Genomic DNA, 21,544 nt, shown 5'->3' with positions numbered 1-21,544 from the left:
AGGACGGCGAGGGCGGCCCGCGTGACCGCCGTCACGGGGGACATCCCCCGCCGGGACGGCGGACGCCCCCGTGTTCTCCGACGCCCCCGGCCGTGAGGCTGGTTGCATGAACACCGTGCCCCACGCCCTGTCCGCCCGCACCTGGCGCGAGTACGGCTACCTCTGGGTAGCGCTGCTGCTCGCGCCCTTCGGCCTCGCCTACGCGCTGCTCGTCCCCTCGCTGGGCGCCGGGCTGCTCGTCACCGTCGTCGGACTGTTCCTCGTGGGCGGGCTCGTGCTGGGCGGCCGGGGCTGGGGCTCGGCCCATCGCGGCCTGGCGCGCTCGGCCCTCGGTGTCGACGTCGACGCCCCGCCGGCGTTCGTCCGCCCGCGCGGGTTCTGGCGGTCGCTCGCCGCCATGCTGTTCGACGGCACCGGCTGGCGCGCCCTGCTCTTCCTGTTCGTCACGTTCCCGTTGACGATCTTCTCGTTCGTCGTCTCGACGACGTTCTTGGCCGTCGGCCTCGGCGGCATCACGTACTGGACGTGGTGGTGGTCGCTGCCGCTGCAGGGCTTCCCGGGCGGCGCGCGCGAGCGCGGCTTCTCCATCCAGAACGGCCACTGGTACTGGGTCGCCAACACGCCGCCCCGCATCGCCCTCGTGGCCCTCGGCGGGCTGGTCTTCCTGCTGGTCTGGCCGTTCCTCACGCACGGCCTCACCTCGCTGCACCGCGGCCTGGTGCGCGGCCTGCTCGGCCCGACGTCGGGGTCGATCCGCGTGGCCGCGCTGCGCGCCTCGCGCGCGGCCGCCGTCGAGGACGCCGACGCCCGCCTGCGCCGCATCGAGCGCGACCTGCACGACGGCACGCAGGCCCGGCTCGTCGCCGTCGCCATGCAGCTCGGCGAGGCGCGCGAGCAGCTCGCCGCGGGCGGCGACCCCGCGCTCGCCGCCGATCTGCTGGACACCGCGCACGCCTCCACCAAGGAGGCCCTGACGGAGCTGCGCGAGATCGCGCGCGGCATCCACCCGCCGGCCCTCGACGACGGCCTCGCCGTGGCGCTCGAGACGCTCGCCGCACGCGCCCCGCTGCCCGTCACGGTCGACGTCGACGCGTCCGTCGACGACGCCGTGCTGGCACCGGCGGTGCGCTCGATCGCGTACTTCACCGTCGCCGAGCTGCTCACCAACGTCGCCAAGCACGCCCGCGCGACGGGCGCCTACGTGCTGGTCGACCGCCCCGACACGGCCACGCTGCGGCTGCGCGTGCGCGACGACGGCCGCGGCGGCGCCGTCGTCGTGACCGGCGGCACGGACGGGGAGCGCACCGGGCTGGCCGGCCTCGTGGAGCGGATCGCGTCCGTGGACGGGACGTTCCACCTGTCCAGCCCCGAGGGCGGGCCTACGGTGGTGGACGTGACGCTGCCGACCAGCACCCGCGCATGACCGCCACGCCCGCCGCGAGGCCGTTGCGCGTGGTGATCGCCGAGGACTCGGCGATCCTGCGCGACGGCCTCGTCGCGCTGCTCGCCCGCCGCGGTCACGACGTCGTGGCTGTCGGCGACGGCGACGCCCTCGTGCGGGAGGTGTCGCTGCGGGCCCACGACGGGGCGCTGCCCGACGTCGTCGTCGCCGACATCCGCATGCCGCCCACCTTCACCGACGAGGGCATGCGGGCCGCGACCGCGCTGCGCCAGGCACACCCCGGGCTGCCCGTGCTCGTGTTCTCGCAGTACGTCGAGACCCGGTACGCGTCCCAGCTCCTCGCCGGCGGGGCCGGCGGCGTCGGGTACCTGCTCAAGGACCGCGTGGCCGACGTGCGCGACTTCCTCGACGGGCTCGCGCGCGTCGCCGACGGGCAGACCGTGCTCGACCCCGAGGTGGTCACCCAGCTCATGGGCTCGACGGCGCAGGGCGACCCCGGCCTCGCGCGGCTCTCCCCGCGCGAGCGCGAGGTGCTCGCGCTCATGGCCGAGGGACGCAGCAACGGCGCCATCGCCGAACGGCTCTTCCTGTCGTACGGGGCCGTCGAGAAGAACGTGGCGGCGATCTTCGCCAAGCTCGGCCTGGAGGCCGACGCCGCCGACCACCGCCGCGTGCTGGCGGTGCTGCGCTACCTCGGCGCGTAGGGGGGACAACCCCCGCACGGGCTCGGGGGGCGGCCCTGGCAGGGCCGGGGGTCGTCCCTGACGGGTTCGGGGGTACGCCCGGTTCAGGATGAAGCCGCAGGTCAGCAGGCTCAGAGGGTCAGAACCGCCGACCCGAGGAGCCCCCGATGGCCGCCCTGCTCGTCCCGCCGACCGCCGTCGACGACCCCGTCGCCGTGCCCCGCCGCACCCCCGGCCGCGACGTGGTCGCCGGCCCCCGTGCCGGCCGCGACGTGTCCGCCCGCCCCGCCCTCGGTCGCGACGTGTCCGCCCGCCCCGCCCTCGGTCGCGACGTGCTCGTCGACGGCGTCCGGGCGCTGGCGACCCTGGGCGTCGTCGCCGTGCACTGGCTCATGCCGGAGGCCACGTTCGACGGCGACCGGCTGTGGGTCGGCAACGCGCTCGGGCACGGCGGGGCGTGGGTGCTCACCTGGGTGCTCCAGGTGCTGCCGCTGCTGTTCTTCGCGGCCGGGGCGTCGGCGGCCTACCAGCACGCGCGGCTGCCGCGGGGCCGCGGCTGGGCGGGGGCGGTGGGCGCCCGCGTGCGGGGCGTCGCGCGGCCCGTCGCGGCGTTCGCGGGGGCGTGGGTGGTGGCGCTGGCACTGCTGCTGGCCACCACGCTGCCGGACACGGCGGTGCTGCGGCTGGCGCGGATGGCCCCGCAGCTCCTGTGGTTCCTCGCGGTGTGGGTCGCGCTCGTCGCGCTGACGCCCCTGGCGCGGGCGGCCTGGCAGCGCTGGAGGTGGTCCGCGCTCGCGGTGGCCTTCGCCGCCCCGCTCGCCGTGGACGCGCTGCGCCTCGGCGCCGGACTCGAGCGGGCGGCCTGGGCCAACGTGCTGCTCGTGTGGGCGGTGCCGTTCCTGCTCGGCGTGGCGTACGCCGACGACCGTTCCGGGTGGGCCGCCCCGGAGGTCCGGCCGCTCGTCGTCACGCACCGCATGCTCCACCGGCGGTGGGCCCGGACCGTCCCCGTCGACGCGCTGCCGCGCCCGCTCCTGGCCGGCGTGGCCGTGCTCGCCGTCGGGGTCATGGCTGCGCTCGTCGCCTCCGGGCCGCACCCGGCCAGCATGATCGGCATGCCGGGTGACGCCCTCTCCAACCTCGCCCCGCCCACCGCCCCGATCGTGGCGCAGTCGGTCGCGCAGGTCGCCGTCGTGCTGCTCGCCCGCGACGTGATCGTCCGGTGGGCGCGGGGCCGCGGCCGCGGCGTCGTCGGCGTGCTGGCCCGCCGGTCCATGACCGTCTACCTGTGGCACCTGACCGCGATGTTCGTCGTCGTCGGCGGGGTGCTGCTGGGGCTGCACGAGACGCTGCCAGCACCGTGGAGCACCGACTGGTGGGCGAGCCGTCCCCTGTGGTGGGGTGCGTTCGCCCTCGTGCTGATGGGCCTCGTGCGGGTGTTCGGCCGGTTCGAGGCGCCACGCGGCGCTCAGTCGGCCGGGTCGGCCATCGCGTAGGGCAGGCGACGCAGCGCGGCCGCCTGCTCGGCGGCGCGGTCGCGCTCGCGCAGCCCGCGAGCCAGCTCCCGGTCGCGACGCTCGTACAGCACGGCGTGCAGGAACGCCTCCGCCGGCGTCCCCCGGGGCGGGGCGGGCGCCACGTAGGGCTCCACGCGCGCGGCGAGCTCGTCGGCCAGCGCCGCCCGCGACGACGGCGCGAGGCGCGAGGCGCGGTCGAGCATCTGCCGCGCGGCGAGGGCCAGGCCGTCGGGCAGGCGGCGCATGTCGGCCGTCGACGCCCAGCCGGCGAGCTCCGGGGGCATGGCGAGCGGCACCTGCCAGCCCTTGCCGCCGCGCACGCGGATCGCGTAGGTGCCGGCCACCATGTCTCCGAGCCGCTTGCCCTTCGCGTTCGCGAGGGAGGCGATGAGCGCGATGCCGCCGAACGTCATCCACAGCTCGACGACGCCGACGAGCGCCCGCACGAGCGCGTGGCGGAACCGCACCGGGCCGCCGTCGTCGCGCACCACGCGCACACCCGTGGCGAGCTTGCCCACCGAGCGGCCGCGCGACAGCGTCTCGACCGTCACGGGGATCCCGACGAACGCGACGACCAGGAGCACGACGCCGCCCGCCTGCGCCCACTGCGCGTCGACGTCGTTCAGGCTCACCCCGACCAGCAGGCCCGCCCCGAGCAGCACCGCGACCGTGGCGAGGCCGTCGAGGATGCCGCCGAGCGCGCGTGTGAAGAACGACGCCGGGCGCGCGTCGAGGACCACGCCCTCACCGATGAGGATGCCGTCGTGCACAGGAGCCTCCCTGGTCGCGAGTGTCTGTGGCAGGGTATCGGCCGTGGACCTCGACGCCTTCACGACTGTGCACAGCCCCGCCTGGGAGCGGCTCGCTGTGCTGGTCGGGCGGCGTCGGCTCGACGGCGCGGAGGCCGACGAGCTGGTGCGGCTCTACCAGGAGGTCGCCACGCACCTCTCGACGGTGCGCTCCGCCGCGCCCGACCCGGTGCTCGTGACCCGGCTCAGCGACCTGCTGGGCCGGGCACGCACCCGCATCTCCGGCGCGCACGAGCCCGCCTGGTCGGACGTCGTGCGCTACGCCGTCGTGGCGGTGCCCGCGGCGCTGTACCGGATCCGCTGGTGGACGCTCGCGGTGACCGTCGGCTTCCTGCTGGTGAGCGTCGTCGTCGGCGTCCACGTGGCCACCGACCCCGACGCGCTCGCCGCCATGGGGACGCCCGAGCAGCGCCGGCAGTACGTCGACGAGGCGTTCGCCTCGTACTACGACCCGGGGGCGTCGTTCGCGGCGCTCGTGTGGACCAACAACGCGTGGGTCGCCGCGCAGGCCGTGGCGTTCGGCGTCACGGGCGTCTGGCCCGTGGTCGCGCTGGTGCAGAACGCCGTCAGCGTCGGCGCGACGGGCGGGATGATGGCGAGCTACGGGGAGCTCGGCACGTTCCTCACGCTCATCGCCCCCCACGGCCAGCTCGAGCTGACCTCCGTGTTCGTCGCCGGGGCGGCGGGCCTCAAGACGTTCTGGACGCTCGTCGACCCCGGCCCCCGGCGGCGCGCCGTCGCGCTCGCGCAGGAGGGCCGGGCGCTCGTCACGGTCGCCGTCGGGCTCGTCGGCGCGCTCGCCGTCGTGGGCGCCATCGAGGGCTTCGTGACCGGCTCGGGGCTGCCGTGGTGGCTCAAGATCGTGCTCGGCACGCTCGCGCTGACCGCGTTCTGGCTCTACGTGCTGGTGCTGGGCCGCCGTGCGGTGCATGCGGGGGAGACGGGCGACCTCGACATGGAGCGCGCAGGCGCCGTGCTGCCCACGGCGGCCTGAGCGACGGCGGACCGGGCCTCGCCCGGCCTGGCCTCGCGGTGACCGACCTGCGGTGACTGACCGGCGGTGACCGACCTGCGGTGACTGACCGCCGGGGGCCCGGCCCCGCCCAGCCCGTGCTGTCAGAGGCGCCCGGCCGCCTTGAGCGCCAGGTACGTGTCCGCCAGCGCCGGCGGCAGCGCCTCCGGCAGCGCCTCGACGACCTCCGCGCCGTGCCGGCGCAGGACCCCCGCGACGGCGGAGCGCTCCAGGTCGCCGCGAGCCGCCGCGGCCGCGTCGTAGACGGCGGAAGGCCCCCGCGCGGCCCGCAGCGCGGCCACCTCGGCGTCCGCGACGCCGGCGACGACCACCTGATGCGTGCCCGCGAGCTGGTCGACGACGGTGAGCAGCCCCGTCTCGACGGCGGCGGGGTCGAGCGCGGTGAGCAGCACGACGAGCGCGCGCTGCGACACGTGCGCCGTCACCTGCCCGACGAGCCCCGGCCAGTCGGTCTCGAGCAGCCGCGGCTCGACGCCGGCCAGCGCCTCGGCGAGCTCGGGCAGCAGCCGGGCCCCGGACGCCCCCGCGACGCGCGCCCCGAGCGCCCGGTCGTAGGCGAGCACCTGGACGCGGTCGCCCGCGCGGTCGGCGAGGGCGGCGAGCAGCAGCGCGGCCTCGATGGAGGCGTCCAGCCGTGGCGCGGCGACGCCGCCCGTCCCGGTGCCGATGCGGGTGGCGGAGGTGCGTCCGGTGTCGAGCACGACGACCACGCGCCGGTCCCGCTCGGGCCGCCACGTGCGCACGACGACGTCGCCGCGCCGCGCGGTGGCCCGCCAGTCGATGGAGCGGACGTCGTCGCCCACCACGTACTCGCGCAGCGAGTCGAACTCGGTGCCCTCGCCGCGCACCTGGACGGCGGAGCGGCCGTCCATCTCGCGCAGCCGCGCGAGGCGCGAGGGCAGGTGGCGGCGCGACGCGAACTCGGGCAGCACGCGCAGCCGCGCCGGCACGTCGAGCGAGGCCTGGCGGCCGGCGAGCCCCAGTGGGCCGAGCGAGCGCACGGTGACCCTCCCCGCGTCCCGGTCGCCGCGCCGCGTGGGCAGCAGCGGCGTCACGAGCCGGGTGGCGTCGCCGTCGCGCAGGTCGACGTCGTGGCGGGCGGAGGCGACCGTCGTCGCGAGCGACGCGCCGACGATGGCGCCCGCGGGCGCGACGGCCCCCGGGCCGGCAGCGTCGGGGCCGCCGTCGTCGCGACCGGCAGCGGCGCGGGCGTCCTCGACCGCGACGGACGGCGGCCACGCGTCGCGCACGACGGCTCGCAGCCGCCGCCCCGACACGTTCGCCACGGTGAGCCGGGAGCGCGTGGGCTCGCCGAGCCGCACGGACGAGGGCACCTCGCGCGTGAGCGCCACCTTGCGCGGGGACGCCGCGAGCAGCGCGTCGACGACGCAGGCGAGCACCACGACGCCCGCCCACAGGACGACGGTGCCGGTGGCCGGCCACAGCAGCACGGGCACGATCCCCGCCGCGGCGAGCGCGAACGCCCGCCCGGTGACGGTCATCGCGGGACCGGCACGGTGGCCAGGATGCCCGAGAGGATCGTCTCGGCGGTCACGCCCTCCAGCTCGGCCTCGGGGCGCAGCTGCACGCGGTGGCGCAGCGTCGGGTGGGCGAGGGCCTTGACGTCGTCGGGCGTGACGAACGCGCGGCCGTTGAGCCACGCCCACGCGCGCGACGTCGCGAGCAGCGCCGTGGCGCCGCGCGGCGAGACGCCCAGCGACAGGGACGGGGACTGGCGCGTCGCGCGGCACACGTCGACGGCGTAGCCGAGCACCTCGGGCGCCACCTCGACCTGCGTGACGGCGGCGCGGGCCGCGGCGAGGTCGGCGGGCCCGGCGACGGCGCGCACGCCCGCGGCGGCGAGGTCGCGCGGGTCGAACCCGGCGGCGTGCCGGGCGAGCACCTCGATCTCCTGGTCGCGCGGCGGCACCGCGAGCACCACCTTGAGCAGGAACCGGTCGAGCTGCGCCTCGGGCAGCGGGTAGGTGCCCTCGTACTCGACGGGGTTCTGGGTGGCGACGACGGCGAACGGCTCGGGCAGCGGCCGGGGCGACCCGTCGACCGACACCTGCCGCTCCTCCATGGCCTCGAGCAGCGACGCCTGCGTCTTCGGGGGCGTGCGGTTGATCTCGTCGGCGAGCAGCAGGTTGGTGAACACCGGGCCCTCGCGGAACGAGAACTGCGCGGTGCGCGCGTCGTAGACGAGCGAGCCGGTGACGTCGCCCGGCATGAGGTCGGGCGTGAACTGGACGCGCTTGGTGCCCAGGTCGAGCGAGGCCGCGAGCGTGCGCACCAGGAGGGTCTTGGCGACGCCCGGCACGCCCTCCAGCAGCACGTGCCCGCCGCACAGCAGCGCGATGAGCAGCGAGGTCACGGCACCGTCCTGCCCGACGACGGCCTTGCCCACCTCGGCACGCACGGCGTTGAGGGCGCGGCGGACCTCGGCGGCACCGGCGGACGGCGCGGCGGCCGGGGCAGGCGCGGGGGCGGGCACCGTCGTCCCGGCAGCGGGCTCCGGGTTCAGGTCTTCAGGGTTCGTCACGGGCGGTGAACCTCGCTCTCCAGCTGGTCGAGCCGCTCCGCCAGCGCGGACAGCGCGGCGTCGTCGGCGGGTGAGGGGCCGTACAGCAGGTCGTGGACGGCCTGCGGGTCGCGGTCGGTCGCCCGCGCGAGGGTGTCGACCAGGGTGGCGGGTCCCGCCGAGCGGGGCACGCCGAGGCGCCCGGCCATGCGCTCGGCGGCGGCGGCGCGCAGCGCCGTGGCGGCGTGCCCGCGCGAGCGCGCGCGCCGGTACAGCCGCCCGCGGCCGCGCGTCGCCTCCGCGGCGGGCACGATGACGGGCAGGTCCTCGGTCACGAGCGGGCCGAGGCGGCGCGCGCGCCAGGCGGCAGCGACCAGGACGCACAGCAGCGCCCACAGCGCGACGGGCCGCAGCCAGCCGGGCAGCACGCCCGACCCGGGATCGACCTCGGCGCCCGTGGACACGTCGAACGGGTCCTGGACGAACCAGACGAGCCGGTCGTGCTCGCCCAGCAGGGTCAGGGCGAGCGCCGCGTTGCCCTGGGCCGTCACGTCCCCGTTCTGCAGGAAGGCCGGGTCGTCGACGGCGGTCACGGTGCGTCCGGCGACCTCGACCTGGACGAGCGCGGCGACGGCGTCGACGCCGTCGCCGCCCCGGTCGGCGTAGCACGGCACGACGGCGGGGGACCCGGGTACGAGCCCCCCGTCGAGGTCGAGCTCGCCCGCGGCGACCGCGGCCGGGACGTCGCACCCGGGTGCCCGCCGTCCCGGGACGGCGACGGGCGCGATCGTGACCTGCCCGTCGGTCGCGAGGTCGAGCAGCGTCCCGCCCGGCCTGACCAGCACGAGGTCGGCACGGGTGGCGGCGAGGGCCTGCGCCTGGCCGTCCTCGAGCATCGGCGCGGGCGCGACGAGCAGCGTGGTGCCCGCGCCGGCCGCGCGCACGGCCTCGTCGACCGTGGTCACGTGCCGCACCTCGACGCCCTGGCGCTCGAGCACGCGCGCCACCGCCCGGGCGCCTGTCGGCGCGGTCGAGTCCGGCGCCCAGGGCGTCTCCGACGTCGGCGGGCGCGAGACCGCCAGGACGGCGACGACGAGCGCCAGCGAGGCCAGCACGAGCACCGTCCACCGGGCGCGCCGCCAGCGGCGCCCGGCGCGGGACGCCGCCGTGGTGCCGTCGCCGACGACGGTCAGGGGCGCGCTCACGCCGGGTCACCGCTGGTCGCGTCGGGGTGCGCGGGGGCGTCCGCGTGCCCGGGCCCTCCGGTGCCGCGCGTCGCGGAGGCCGCGACGCGGGCCGCGGTCAGGCGGCTGTCGAGCGCGCGCAGCGCGGCGTCGTCGGCCTCGCGGGCGCTGCGGTGCCCGTAGACGACGCCGTCGAAGAGCGTCGCCGCGACGGTCAGGTCGCGTGCGTGCTCCGGCAGGCGCTCCCCGGCGTCGGAGGCGGCCTCCTGGGCGGTCCGCCCCGGGCGCTCGTCCAGCACCGTGCGGTCCTCCAGGGCGCGCACCACGGCCCGGAAGCGTTCGGCCACGGCCAGCGCCCAGTCGCCGCCCGCCGCGGCGGCGTTGGCCGCGGTGCGCAGCTGTGCCGCGGTGCGGGCGTCGTCGGCGGCGGCGACGACCGCGCTGCCCCGGGTCCGGCGCGCGAGCCGGACCGGGCCCGCCACCCAGCGCGCCACGACGACCACCAGCGCGACGGCGACGAGCACGCCGACGAGCACCTGCCACGGTGGGGCGTCGAGCCCGCGCAGGCCGTCGAAGAGCCCGAGGAACCACTCCCACAGCCGTTGGAGCAGGCTGGGCTGGGTGCCGTACTCGGGACGGGCGAGCTCCTCGGCGAGCCACCGCCGTGCGGTGTCCCGGTCGGGGGTGACGGGCACGTCCGCGGCGAGGCGTGCGGTGACCGTCGCCGCGAGGAGCACCGGGCTAGCCCCGCTCGGCCGCGGCGGCCGTGAGCTGGACGTCCAGCCCCTCGCGCCGCATGCGCAGGTCGATGTAGAGCAGCGCGGTGACCCCGGCCAGGAAGATCGTCTGGATCGCCGCGGTGACCACCCCGACGACGATCGAGAGCACGAGGGCGGCGCCCATCGTCGCGCCCGGGTCGGCCGCCCCGAAGGCGCCCGCGACGAACGAGACGGGCACGGAGATCACCTGGGCGATGAACCCGACGATGATGCTCGCGAGCAGGTAGATGCCGAGCGTGCGCCAGAACGAGCCGCGCGTCAGCAGCCACGCGCGCCGGACCGTCGCGCCGAGCCGAGCGCCCTCGAGCGCGAGGGCCGGCGGCACGAGCAGCAGGCGGACGAAGAGCCACAGCAGGACGGCGAGCGCGCCGAGGCCGAGCACGATCCCGACGAGCGCCGCGGCGCCGCCCGAGACCTGGGACACCGCGACCACGATGGCGACGACGGCCAGCACCAGCACGAGGCCCACGACGAGCAGGCCGAGAGCCTGGAGCAGCGACCACCCGATGAGCACCCAGGCGCGGGGCGCGACGCGGGCCCACACCTGGCGCACGGTGGCCTTGTCACCGAGCACCGACCGGCTGATCGACACGGTCAGGACGCCGTTGACCACCGGCCCGGCCAGCAGCGTCGTGAGCCCGAGCCCCGACGCCGAGCCGTAGATCTGCGCCATGCTGCCCGCGGTGAACCCGAACGAGGCGCCGGCGTCCCGCAGCTCCGGGTCGTCGAAAAGCGGGCCCAGCACCCCCGTGAACGCGGGCACGAGCAGCTGGCCGACCAGGACGCCGACCACCGTCGCGACGAGGAGCACGAGCGTCGCGAGCCCCAGCATCACCGCCGGGTTGTGCCGCACCGCGCTGAAGGCGCCGTCGTAGATCTCGCCCAGCGTCAGGGGACGCAGCGGCACGATGCCCGGCTTGACGGCCGCCGGGCGGTACGGGGCGCCGGGCAGCGACCCGTACGGCGTCGGCGCCGGCTGCGGGGGCACGGGGCCGGGGTGGCCGTACCGGGGCTGCTGCCCGTACTGGGGCTGCCCGTACTGGCCGTAGCGGGGCGTCTCCCCCCATCCGGACGACGGCGGGGGGACGGGCGCGACAGGGTCGACCGGGGGCACCGGTGGTGTCGTGTCGGGACGGTCAGGGCCGGGCTGCTCGGGCGTGCTCATGATCTCCCCGCATGGGCTGGGCGGTCGGTCCGGCCACGATAGCGCGCCCGGCCTGGTCACAGGCCCGCCATCCACACGTTCCGACTGGCAGACTGGGCGCATGAAGTCCCGTGTCCTTGTGGTCGATGACGACACCGCGCTGGCCGAGATGATCGGCATCGTGCTCCGCACCGAGGGGTTCGATCCGGTCTTCTGCACCGACGGCGACGGCGCCCTCGCGGCGTTCCGGTCCGCCCAGCCCGACCTGGTGCTGCTCGACCTGATGCTGCCCGGCAAGGACGGGACGCAGGTGTGCCGCGAGATCCGCGCGGAGTCCGGCGTGCCGATCATCATGCTCACGGCCAAGTCCGACACGGTCGACGTCGTCCAGGGCCTCGAGTCGGGCGCCGACGACTACGTGCCCAAGCCGTTCAAGCCCAAGGAGCTGGTGGCGCGCATCCGCGCGCGGCTGCGCAACACTCAGGAGACGGGCCCCGAGCGGCTCCTCGTCGGCGACCTCGAGATCGACGTCACCGGGCACACCGTGACGCGGTCCGGCGTGCGCATCAGCCTCACCCCGCTCGAGTTCGACCTGCTGGTGGCCCTCGCCCGCAAGCCGTGGCAGGTGTTCACACGCGAGGTACTGCTCGAGAAGGTCTGGGGCTACCGGCACGCGGCCGACACGCGCCTCGTCAACGTCCACGTGCAGCGCCTGCGCTCCAAGGTCGAGCGCGACCCGGAGAACCCGGAGATCGTCCTGACGGTCCGCGGCGTCGGATACAAGGCGGGCGCACCGCGGTGATCGCGCCGTGATCGCTGCGCTGTGGCGGCAGGTCGCCGCCGTCGTCGGCCGCGGGTCCCGGGGCGCCGTGCACCGGTGGCGCTCCTCGATGCAGGCGCGCGTCGTCACCTCGGCGCTCGCGGTGGGCGTCGTCGCCGTCGCCCTGCTGGGCGGGTTCCTGTCGTCGTCGGTGCGTGACGGGCTGTTCGAGCGGCGCGTGCAGCAGCTCGACGTGGAGGCGGGCCGCTCCGCGGCCTGGGTGCGCGACCAGTTCCAGTCGTCGCCCGCGACGTCGTTCGCCGAGGTCCAGGCGCTGGCCAACACGCTCGTCGAGCCGAGCCGCAACGGCGCCACCGGGGCTCGCGGGTCGATGCTGCTCCCCGCCGGCGACGGCCCCGCAGCGATCAACGGCACGTTCTCGTTCCAGGGCATGGTCGAGCTCGTCTCACCCGAGCTGGAGAAGGCCACGCTCGACGCCAACCGTCAGGTGTGGCAGTCCGTGCGCATCCCGGCGTCGGTCACGGAGTCGGGCGTCGACGAGCCGGGCGTCGTCTTCGGCGCGCAGGTCGAGGTGCCGACGGCGGGGCGCTACGGGCTGTACACGCTGTACTCGCTGCAGCCCGAGCAGGAGACGCTGCGGTTCGTGCAGCGCACCCTGCTGGTCGGCGGCTTCGCCATCCTCGCGCTCATCGGCATCATCACGTGGCTGGTCACACGCCAGGCGGTCACGCCGGTGCGGCGCGCCGCGGCCACGGCCGCGCGCCTCGCGGACGGGCACCTGGCCGAGCGCATGCCGGGCAAGGGGTACGACGAGATGGCCACGCTGGCCCGCTCGTTCAACGAGATGGCCGCCAGCCTCCAGGACCAGATCCGGCGCATGGAGGAGCTCTCCACGGCGCAGCGCCGCTTCGTCTCCGACGTCTCGCACGAGCTGCGCACGCCGCTGACGACGATCCGCATCGCGGGCGAGCTCATCCACGCCTCGCGCGACGAGCTCGACCCGGTGGCCCGGCGGTCCGCGGAGGTGCTCCAGACGCAGCTCGACCGCTTCGAGGAGCTCCTGGCCGACCTGCTGGAGATCTCCCGGTTCGACGCCGGCGCCGCCGTGCTCGACGTCGAGCAGTGCGACCTGGAGAGCATCGTGTTCGGCGTCGTCGACACCGCGACGCCGCTCGCCGAGCGCAAGGGCGTGTTCCTCTCCGTCACGATGCCCGAGGAGCCCGCGGTCGCCGACATCGACCGCCGCCGCGTCGAGCGCATCCTGCGCAACCTCGTCACCAACGCCATCGAGCACGCCGAGGGCAAGCCCGTCGAGCTGACCGTCGGGGCGAGCCCGGCCGCCGTCGCCGTCGTCGTGCGCGACCACGGCATCGGCATGACGCCCGACGAGGTCGCCCACGTGTTCGACCGGTTCTGGCGCGCCGACCCGGCGCGGGCCCGCACCACGGGCGGGACCGGGCTGGGGCTGGCGATCTCGCTCGAGGACGCCCACCTGCACGCGGGGCGGCTCGAGGCCTGGGGCAAGCCGGGGCACGGGGCGAGCTTCCGGCTCACGCTGCCGCGCCGGGCCGGCCTCTCGGTCGAGGACCCGCCGCTGCCGCTCGTGCCGGAGGCGCGGGCCATGCACGGCCTGCCCACCGGGCAGATCCCCGTCGTCCTGCCCGCCGCGGGCGCCTCGCCGACGGCGATCCCCGACCTGGCCGAGGTGCCGGCCGACCCGATCCCGGGCGCCTCCGTGCCCGGCCCGACGACCAGCGGCCTGGAGGTACGCCGGTGAGCCTGCGCACGCGAGCCCGCACCGCCGCGGCGGCCGTCGCGGCGCTCGCCGTCGCCGTCCTGGCCGGCTGCGCGTCCATGCCCGTCTCGGGCGCCGTCAACCAGGGCGGCGACGACGTCCCGCGCACCGGCGACTTCGGCCAGATCGCGTTCGGGCCCACCGCCGACGCCGATCCCGAGGCGATCGTCCGGGGCTTCCTGCGCGCCACCCAGGCGGGGCCGACGTCGGCGGCGTCGTTCGCCGTCGCGCGCGAGTACCTGACGAAGAGTGCCGCCGAGACGTGGTCGCCGAGCAGCCGCGTGCTCGTGACCGACGTGCTGCCGCAGCCCGTCCTCGCCGACGGCTCGGACCCGACGTCCGACCGCGTGGTGGTGCACGCCAGCGCCACCGTGGTCGCGTCGCTCGACGAGCGCGGCGTGTTCAGCGAGGAGCAGGGCGGCGTGGAGACCACGTTCGAGCTGGCGCGCGAGGGCGGGCAGTGGCGCATCTCCCACCTCGACGACGGCCTCATGGTGCCGTCGCCGACGTTCGGCTCGACGTTCCACGTGACGACGCTCTACTTCCCGACGCCGGACCTGAGGTCCTGGGTGCCGGACGTGCGCTGGTTCCCGCAGACGACGTGGCGCACGAGCGCCGTCCAGCAGCTGCTCGCCGGGCCGCCCGAGTACCTGGCCGGGGCGGCGTCGGCCATGCTGCCGGTGGGCACGGGGCTGTCGGCGTCGGTGACCGAGGGGCCGGACGGCACCTTCCAGGTCCTGCTCACCGACCAGGCCTCCGAGGCGTCCGGGACGGCGCGCGGCGTCTTCGCGGCGCAGGTGCGCGCGACCCTCGCCGAGGGCCGCGGCGCGGCCGACGTGGTCCTGTCCGACCGCAACGGCCCGATCGTCCCGACCGAGGTGGACGTGCCGGAGCTCCCGCACACCCCCGGGAGGGCGGTCGCGCTGCAGGGCGGCAAGCTCATGAACGTCACGGGCCGCACGCTCGAGCAGTCCGAGCTCGTGGTGCACCTCGAGGGGCTCGACCCGCAGGCGCTCGCGGTCAGCCAGGCCGGGGACACCGTCGTCGTGCGCGACGGCGTGGGCCGGCTCGTGCGGGTGACGGGCCAGAGCCCGTCGGAGCTGCTCACGGGCACGTGGCTGCTGCCCCCGTCGATCGACCGGGTCGGCACGGTGTGGACGGGCGACCGCGGCGGGCCGCTCGTGGTCGTGACGCCCGCCGGCGACCGCTTCGCGCTCGACGTGGACTGGCTGGAGGGGCGCACCGTGACGTCGGTCCGCGTGTCGCCCGAGGGCGCCCGGGTGGCCGTCGTGTCGAGCGGGGAGGGCGGGAGCACCGTGCAGGTCGCGGGCATCGTCAGGGACGCCCGCGGCGTGCCGACCGCGCTGGCGTCCCCGGTGACGGTCGGCGCCTCGGTGACCGGTGTCGAGCAGGCCGTCTGGCAGGAGGAGTCGGTGCTCGCCCTCCTCAGCCGCGACGAGTCGGGCGCGACGTCGGTGTACCTCGCCGGGGTGGGCGGCCTGCACCTGGCGGTGGGCGGGCTGCCGCGCCGCATCGGCGGGATCTCCGACCCGACGTGGCTCAGCGCCTCCGTCGGGTCCGGCGACCTGCTCGCGATCGACGGCGCGGGCGTGCTGCACGTGCGCCAGACGACAGCGCTGTGGCCCGTCGTCGGCACGGGCGTGCAGCTCGCGGCGTTCGCGGGCTGACCTGCAGGGACGTCCTTCCTCCACAGGCGGTCCGCGGTCCACGGCCCGGACCGCCAGGATGGGCCGGTGCCCTTGCGAGAGCTCGCCCGCCTGCTGGTCCCCGTCGCCTGCCCCGGCTGCGGGGCACCCGACGTGCGCTGGTGCGCCGCGTGCGCGTCCCTGCTCGCAGGCGCGCCCGCCCGCGTCGAGGCGGACGTCCCGCGCCTCGACCGGCTCGACGGCGTCGGAGCGCTGCCCGTGTGGGCGCTCGCCCGGTACGAGGGCCCGGTCCGCGGCGTCGTCGTCGCGTGGAAGGACCGCGGGCGGGCCGACCTCGACGGGCTGCTCGGGCCCGCGGCCGCGCGTGGCGCGGCCGGGCTGCGGGACGCGCTCGCGCACGCCGTCGGGGAGCGGCCGCTGCTCGTGGTGCCGGCGCCGTCGAGCGCGGCGTCGCGACGGGCCCGTGCGCGCGAGCACCTGACGCCCGTGGCGCGCGCCGTCGCCGGCGCCGTGGGGGGAGTCCCGGCTCCCGCGCTGCGGCGCGTGCGCGGCACGGACCAGGTGGGCCTCGGCGCGCGCGCCCGCGGCGGGAACGTGGCCGTGCGCGTCGACGGGCGCGCGCTCGCGCGGGCCGCCGGACGGCCGCCGCGCGGCGCCTGCCTGCTGGTCGACGACGTCGTCACCACGGGCGCGACGCTGGCCGTCGCCGAGCGGGCCCTCGAGGCCGCCGGCGTCGACGTCGTCGGGGCGTTCGTGCTGGCCGCGACGCCGCCGCCGGGCGACTCCGCGCGACGCCGGAGGGCCGCGTCGGGGCGGCCCGGGGATCCGTTCGCGCCAAGGCCGCCGTAGCGGTGTTGCGGAGCCAGGACCGGGTCTAGTCTGAGGGCTCACCGAGGGCGTCAGAACCGCTCTCGGGCCGCCGCAGGCCCGGTTTCCGGGCGCGTCTTGGAGGTGGTGCCGTCATCGGCATCCGTGGTCACGGATGCCATCGAAGAGCACACCGGGCGCCCGCGGAGGCGGGTGCCCTCCCGAGGAAGGGAGCACACGATGGAGATCGTCGTCGTCGGTAGGCACACGGATGTGCCGGAGCGGTTCCGCCGCCACGTGGAGGACAAGCTCACCAAGGTCACGCAGCTGTCGCCGTTGGCCCAGCGCGTGGACGTCGAGGTCACGAAGGAGCGCAACCCCAAGCTCGCCGCCGTCGCAGAGCGGGTCGAGCTGACGGTGCGGGCCAAGGGTCCCGTGATCCGCGCGGAGGCCGCCGCGGACGACCGGTACGGCGCCCTGGACCTCGCGATCGACAAGCTGATCGAGCGCCTGCGCCGCACCCGTGACCGCCGCAAGGACCACCGCCGCACGTACGTGACGGCGCCGGTGGACGTGCGTCCCTACGACGAGGTCATGGCCGCCGAGCCCGAGCCCGTCGCTCCGCCCACCCCGCTCGTCGCCGACGGCGACGCCGTCGAGCACCAGCTCGGCGACTCGCCCGTGGTGATCCGCCAGAAGCTGCACTCCGCCGACGCGATGACCGTCGACGACGCCGTCTACGAGATGGAGCTCGTCGGGCACGACTTCTTCCTCTTCATCGACAAGGAGACCGCACGACCGTCGGCCGTCTACAAGCGCAAGGGCTGGACCTACGGTGTCGTCCAGCTCGACCAGCAGTGCGAAGGCGTGCTGCCGGTCACGAGCCTGACGTGAGCCTGTCGGTGGCGCCGAGCATGCTGGACCGGTGACCACCACCATCGACGTCGACCGAGGCGCTCGGCGCGCGACCCCGCGCGCCGAGCGCCTCTCCCTGTCCCAGGCGCGCCGCGCGGCGCTCGCGGCGCAGGGGCTGCACCGCGAGCGGCCCGCCGTCGAGCCGGGGTTCCGGCAGGTCACCGCGGCCGTGCGCCGGCTCGGGCTGCTCCAGATCGACTCCGTGAACGTGCTCGCCCGCGCGCACCTCATGCCGCTGTACTCGCGGCTCGGGCCGTACGACGTCGGGCTGCTCGACCGGCTGCACTCGCGCACCCCGCGACGGCTCGTCGAGGCGTGGGCGCACGAGGCGTCGTTCGTGCCCGTCGAGACGTGGCCGCTGCTCGAGTGGCGGCGCCGCGCGGTGCGCGACCACGCGTGGGGGGCGATCAGCCGGGCGGCCGAGGAGCACCCCGGCGAGCTCGCGGCCGTGCGCGAGATCCTCGCGGAGCGGGGGCCGGTCACGGCGGCCCAGGTGCACGTCGAGCTCGAGGCGCGCGGCGGGCCGGGCCGCCGCACGAACGACGAGTGGGGCTGGAACTGGACCGCCGGGAAGCGGGTCCTGGAGTACCTGTTCTTCACGGGCGAGGCCGTCTCGGCCGGGCGCACGGCGCAGTTCGAGCGCCGCTACGACCTGGCCGCGCGGGCGCTGCCGCGCGACGTGGTCGAGGCGCCGCCCGTCTCCGACGGCGAGGCGATCCGGCGCCTCGTCGAGATCTCCGCCCGCGCCCACGGCATCGCCACACCCCGCGACCTGCGCGACTACTTCCGTCTCCTCCGCGGCGTCACCAAGACCCTCCTGCCCGCCGCGGTCGCCGAGCTCGTCGAGGACGGCGTGCTCGTCCCGGTCGACGTCGAGGGCCTGCGCGGCCCCTGGTACCGGCACCGCGACGCGGCCCTCCCGCGCCGGGCCACGGGTGCGGCGCTCCTGAGCCCGTTCGACCCGCTCGTCTTCGAGCGCTCGCGCCTCGAGGAGCTCTTCGGCACCACGTACCGCATCGAGATCTACACCCCCGCGGCCAAGCGGCAGTACGGCTACTACGTGCTGCCGTTCCTCGAGGACGAGCGCGTCACCGCGCGCCTCGACCTCAAGGCCGACCGGCAGGCCGGCGTGCTGCGCGTCCAGGCCGCGCACGCCGAGCCGTGGTCGACGCCCGCGACGGCGGGGCGGCTCGCGTCGGAGCTGCGCACGATGGCCGCGTGGCTGGGGCTCGACGACGTCGTCGTCGCGTCCCGCGGCGACCTCGCCCCGGCGCTCGACGCGGCTCTGAGGCCCTGACGCGCCGGACGGTGTTACCCCGTGCGCGAACCCTGGCAATCGGTCAGGTCGCCCCGTCTAGGATGCTGGGGTGTGACTCAGGGCGTGGGCGGTTGTGCCCCCGATCCTCTCGATATGACTTAGGAGAACCGCGTGCCTGCGATCCTCGAGAAGGTGCTCCGGTTCGGCGAGGGCCGGACCGTGAAGAAGCTGCAGGGGCTGGCCCAGCAGGTCAACGCCCTGGAGTCCAGCTTCACGGACATGAGCGACGAGGAGCTGCGGGAGGAGACGGACCGCTTCAAGGAGCGCCTGGCCCGCGGCGAGAAGCTCGACGACCTGCTCCCCGAGGCGTTCGCGACGGTGCGCGAGGCCGCGCGCCGCACGCTCGGCCAGCGGCACTTCGACGTCCAGCTCATGGGCGGCGCCGCCCTGCACCTGGGCAACATCGCCGAGATGCGCACCGGTGAGGGCAAGACGCTCGTCGCGACGACGGCCGCCTACCTCAACGCCCTCGAGGGCAAGGGCGTGCACGTCGTCACCACCAACGACTACCTGGCCAAGTACCAGGGCGAGCTCATGGGCCGCGTCTACCGGTTCCTCGGGATGAGCACGGGCGTCATCCTCACGGGCCAGACGCCGGCCGAGCGCCGCGAGATGTACGCCGCCGACATCACGTACGGCACCAACAACGAGTTCGGCTTCGACTACCTGCGCGACAACATGGCGTGGTCGACCGACGACCTCGTGCAGCGCGGTCACCACTTCGCCATCGTCGACGAGGTCGACTCGATCCTCATCGACGAGGCGCGCACCCCGCTCATCATCTCGGGCCCGTCGGGCGGCGACGCCAACCGCTGGTACACCGAGTTCGCCAAGGTGGTGCGCCGCCTGACCCCGGAGAAGGACTACGAGGTCGACGAGAAGAAGCGCACCGTCGGCGTGCTCGAGCCGGGCATCGCGAAGATCGAGGACTACCTCGGCATCGACAACCTGTACGAGTCGCTCAACACGCCGCTCATCGGGTTCCTCAACAACGCCATCAAGGCCAAGGAGCTCTTCAAGCGCGACAAGGACTACGTCGTGCTCCAGGGCGAGGTCATGATCGTCGACGAGCACACGGGCCGCATGCTGCCGGGCCGCCGCTACAACGAGGGCATGCACCAGGCGATCGAGGCCAAGGAAGGCGTCGAGATCAAGGCCGAGAACCAGACGCTCGCCACGGTCACGCTGCAGAACTACTTCCGCCTCTACTCCAAGCTGTCCGGCATGACCGGTACGGCCGAGACCGAGGCCGCCGAGTTCCAGGGCACCTACAAGATCGGCGTCGTGCCGATCCCGACGAACCGCCCGATGGTCCGCATCGACCAGCCCGACCTCGTCTACAAGAACGAGGAGGGCAAGTACGCGGCCGTCGTCGCCGACATCGTCGAGCGCCACGCCAAGGGCCAGCCCGTCCTGGTGGGTACGACGTCGGTCGAGAAGTCCGAGTACCTGTCCGGCCTGCTGCGCAAGGCCGGGGTGCCGCACTCGGTGCTGAACGCCAAGGAGCACGAGCGCGAGGCCTCCGTCGTCGCGCTCGCGGGCCGCAAGGGCGCCGTCACCGTCGCCACCAACATGGCCGGTCGTGGTACCGACATCATGCTCGGCGGCAACGCCGAGTTCGTCGCCGTCCAGACGATGACCGATCGCGGCTACGACGCCGTCGAGCGCCCCGAGGAGTACGAGGCCGCCTGGCCCGAGGTCCTTGAGCACGCCAAGGACGCCGTCAAGGCCGAGCACGAGGAGGTCACCGAGCTCGGCGGCCTGTACGTGCTGGGCACCGAGCGCCACGAGTCGCGCCGCATCGACAACCAGCTGCGCGGTCGTTCCGGCCGTCAGGGCGACCCGGGCGAGTCCCGGTTCTACCTGTCGATGCAGGACGACCTCATGCGCCTGTTCAACTCCGGCCTCGCCGAGTCGATGATGAACCGCGCCGGGTTCCCCGACGACGTGCCGCTCGAGTCGAAGATGGTCACGCGCGGCATCCAGTCCGCGCAGTCGCAGGTCGAGGCCCGCAACTTCGAGATCCGCAAGAACGTCCTCAAGTACGACGACGTCCTGTCGCGCCAGCGCGAGGTCATCTACGCCGAGCGCCGCCGCGTGCTCGAGGGCGAGGACCTCGCCGAGCAGATCACGCACTTCCGCAACGACGTCATCACCGCGTACGTCGACGGCGCCACCTCCGAGGGCGCGCCCGAGTCGTGGGACCTCGAGGGCCTGTGGACCGCCCTCAAGTCGGTCTATCCCGTGACCATCTCGGTCGACGACGTCGTCGAGGAGGCCGGCGGCATCGGCCAGGTCACGCGCGAGATGGTGCTCGAGGAGCTGAAGTCCGACGCCCAGGTCGCCTACGACACCCGCACCGAGGCGCTCGGCGAGGACGGCATGCGCCAGCTCGAGCGCCGCGTCGTGCTCTCCGTGCTCGACCGCAAGTGGCGCGAGCACCTCTACGAGATGGACTACCTCAAGGAGGGCATCGGCCTGCGCGCGATGGCCCAGCGCGACCCGCTGGTCGAGTACCAGCGCGAGGGCTTCCAGCTCTTCTCGGCCATGACCGACGCCATCAAGGAGGAGTCGGTCGGGTTCCTGTACAACCTCGAGGTCCAGGTGCAGCAGGCGCCGGCCGTCGACGCGGCGTCCGCCGCCGCGGCGGCCGTCTCGGCGCCCGCGCTCGCGGTGGAGGCGCCCGAGGCGCCCGCGAAGGAGGCTCCCGCTGCGGAGGCTCCCGCGGTGAAGGCTCCCGTCGAGGAGGCCACGGCGGCTGCTCCTGCCGCGGCGCCCGTGGCCGCGGCTCCCGCGCCGGCGGCTGCTCCCGCTCCCGTGCTGCTCGGCAAGGGTCTGGACGGCCCGGCCCGTCAGGTGCCGCTGTCGTACAGCGGCCCGAGCGAGGGCGGAACGGGCGCGTCAGCGGCGGGCGGAACGGGCGCGTCCGCGGCGGGCGGCGACGACGCCCGCCGCTCGCGCCGCGCCCTGCACGGCGAGGCCCAGGCCACCGAGGCCGACGGCCGCACCTTCCCCGGCACGCCGCGCAACGCGCAGTGTCCGTGCGGCTCCGGCAAGAAGTACAAGGTCTGCCACGGCCTGAACGAGGCCTGAGGGCACTGACGAGGCCCCGTCCCGCGTTCGCGGGACGGGGCCTCGCCCATGCCCGGGTCCGGTATGGCTGGCCTGGTGCGACCGGGCTGGGTCCGG

17 protein-coding genes are annotated in these 21,544 nt (G+C 75.6%); 11 read left to right on the top strand and 6 right to left on the bottom strand.

Features of this window, described 5'->3' with window-relative positions; genetic code table 11:
- Positions 1-106: 106 nt before the first annotated feature.
- The 3 genes from ET471_RS01475 to ET471_RS01465 all read left to right on the top strand — a co-directional run bounded on the left by ET471_RS01475 (position 107) and on the right by ET471_RS01465 (position 3,581).
- Entirely contained in the window at positions 107-1,423 is a 1,317-nt protein-coding gene (locus tag ET471_RS01475; RefSeq protein ID WP_129186280.1) for a sensor histidine kinase, read from the top strand.
- Positions 1,420-2,106 (top strand): response regulator transcription factor, encoded by a 687-nt coding sequence (locus tag ET471_RS01470; RefSeq protein ID WP_129186279.1) that lies wholly within the window; start codon positions 1,420-1,422, stop codon positions 2,104-2,106. Before ET471_RS01475 ends, ET471_RS01470 begins: the two co-directional genes overlap by 4 nt.
- A 146-nt stretch (positions 2,107-2,252) precedes the next feature.
- Positions 2,253-3,581, top strand: a complete 1,329-nt coding sequence (locus ET471_RS01465) for an acyltransferase family protein (protein ID WP_129186278.1) — start codon at positions 2,253-2,255, stop codon at positions 3,579-3,581.
- On the opposite strand, the gene ET471_RS01460 is transcribed toward ET471_RS01465, so the two are convergent.
- Positions 3,554-4,372 carry an RDD family protein gene (locus ET471_RS01460; protein ID WP_129186277.1) on the bottom strand — a complete coding sequence of 273 codons (819 nt, stop codon included), beginning with the start codon at positions 4,370-4,372 and terminating at the stop codon, positions 3,554-3,556. The two genes, ET471_RS01465 and ET471_RS01460, sit on opposite strands and share 28 nt — an antisense overlap.
- 43 nt (positions 4,373-4,415) lie before the next feature.
- Between ET471_RS01460 and ET471_RS01455 the strand changes: the two genes are divergently transcribed.
- Positions 4,416-5,405, top strand: a complete 990-nt coding sequence (locus tag ET471_RS01455; protein ID WP_129186276.1) for a stage II sporulation protein M — start codon at positions 4,416-4,418, stop codon at positions 5,403-5,405.
- Between the two features lie 122 nt (positions 5,406-5,527).
- Here the strand turns inward: ET471_RS01455 and ET471_RS01450 are convergent, their stop codons facing one another.
- Genes ET471_RS01450 through ET471_RS01430 form a run of 5 tightly spaced genes read right to left on the bottom strand, consistent with a single transcriptional unit; the run spans position 5,528 to position 11,093 of the window.
- Positions 5,528-6,946 carry a DUF58 domain-containing protein gene (locus ET471_RS01450; protein WP_129186275.1) on the bottom strand — a complete coding sequence of 473 codons (1,419 nt, stop codon included), beginning with the start codon at positions 6,944-6,946 and terminating at the stop codon, positions 5,528-5,530.
- Positions 6,943-7,986 carry an AAA family ATPase gene (locus ET471_RS01445; protein WP_129186274.1) on the bottom strand — a complete coding sequence of 348 codons (1,044 nt, stop codon included), beginning with the start codon at positions 7,984-7,986 and terminating at the stop codon, positions 6,943-6,945. The genes ET471_RS01450 and ET471_RS01445 overlap by 4 nt, the downstream gene beginning before the upstream one ends.
- On the bottom strand, positions 7,983-9,170 hold the full coding sequence (locus ET471_RS01440) for a DUF4350 domain-containing protein (RefSeq protein WP_129186273.1): 1,188 nt from the start codon (positions 9,168-9,170) through the stop codon (positions 7,983-7,985). The genes ET471_RS01445 and ET471_RS01440 overlap by 4 nt, the downstream gene beginning before the upstream one ends.
- Entirely contained in the window at positions 9,167-9,886 is a 720-nt protein-coding gene (locus ET471_RS01435; RefSeq protein ID WP_129186272.1) for a DUF4129 domain-containing protein, read from the bottom strand. Before ET471_RS01435 ends, ET471_RS01440 begins: the two co-directional genes overlap by 4 nt.
- Before the next feature lie 4 nt (positions 9,887-9,890).
- Entirely contained in the window at positions 9,891-11,093 is a 1,203-nt protein-coding gene (locus ET471_RS01430; RefSeq protein WP_129186271.1) for a glycerophosphoryl diester phosphodiesterase membrane domain-containing protein, read from the bottom strand.
- Positions 11,094-11,193: 100 nt separating this feature from the next.
- Between ET471_RS01430 and mtrA the strand changes: the two genes are divergently transcribed.
- From mtrA to secA, 7 genes are all read left to right on the top strand, one after another.
- Positions 11,194-11,874 (top strand): MtrAB system response regulator MtrA, encoded by a 681-nt coding sequence (gene mtrA, locus ET471_RS01425; protein WP_129186270.1) that lies wholly within the window; start codon positions 11,194-11,196, stop codon positions 11,872-11,874.
- A gap of 7 nt (positions 11,875-11,881) precedes the next feature.
- Positions 11,882-13,630 carry an MtrAB system histidine kinase MtrB gene (gene mtrB, locus ET471_RS01420; protein WP_342586060.1) on the top strand — a complete coding sequence of 583 codons (1,749 nt, stop codon included), beginning with the start codon at positions 11,882-11,884 and terminating at the stop codon, positions 13,628-13,630.
- Positions 13,627-15,336 (top strand): LpqB family beta-propeller domain-containing protein, encoded by a 1,710-nt coding sequence (locus tag ET471_RS01415; RefSeq protein ID WP_129186269.1) that lies wholly within the window; start codon positions 13,627-13,629, stop codon positions 15,334-15,336. The genes mtrB and ET471_RS01415 overlap by 4 nt, the downstream gene beginning before the upstream one ends.
- Positions 15,337-15,402: 66 nt before the next feature.
- Positions 15,403-16,164, top strand: coding sequence for a ComF family protein (locus tag ET471_RS01410; protein WP_129186268.1), 762 nt, complete (start codon positions 15,403-15,405; stop codon positions 16,162-16,164).
- A gap of 198 nt (positions 16,165-16,362) precedes the next feature.
- Entirely contained in the window at positions 16,363-17,016 is a 654-nt protein-coding gene (hpf, locus tag ET471_RS01405; protein WP_129186267.1) for a ribosome hibernation-promoting factor, HPF/YfiA family, read from the top strand.
- Positions 17,017-17,047: 31 nt separating this feature from the next.
- Entirely contained in the window at positions 17,048-18,334 is a 1,287-nt protein-coding gene (locus ET471_RS01400; protein WP_242496368.1) for a winged helix-turn-helix domain-containing protein, read from the top strand.
- 132 nt (positions 18,335-18,466) lie between these two features.
- Positions 18,467-21,448, top strand: a complete 2,982-nt coding sequence (gene secA / locus ET471_RS01395; RefSeq protein ID WP_129186266.1) for a preprotein translocase subunit SecA — start codon at positions 18,467-18,469, stop codon at positions 21,446-21,448.
- Positions 21,449-21,544: the final 96 nt, after the last annotated feature.

It is taken from the genome of Xylanimonas protaetiae (assembly GCF_004135385.1).
Classification (GTDB): domain Bacteria; phylum Actinomycetota; class Actinomycetes; order Actinomycetales; family Cellulomonadaceae; genus Xylanimonas; species Xylanimonas protaetiae.
Note: the sequence above shows the minus strand (reverse complement) of the source record. Positions and strands in the feature narration are given on the sequence as shown.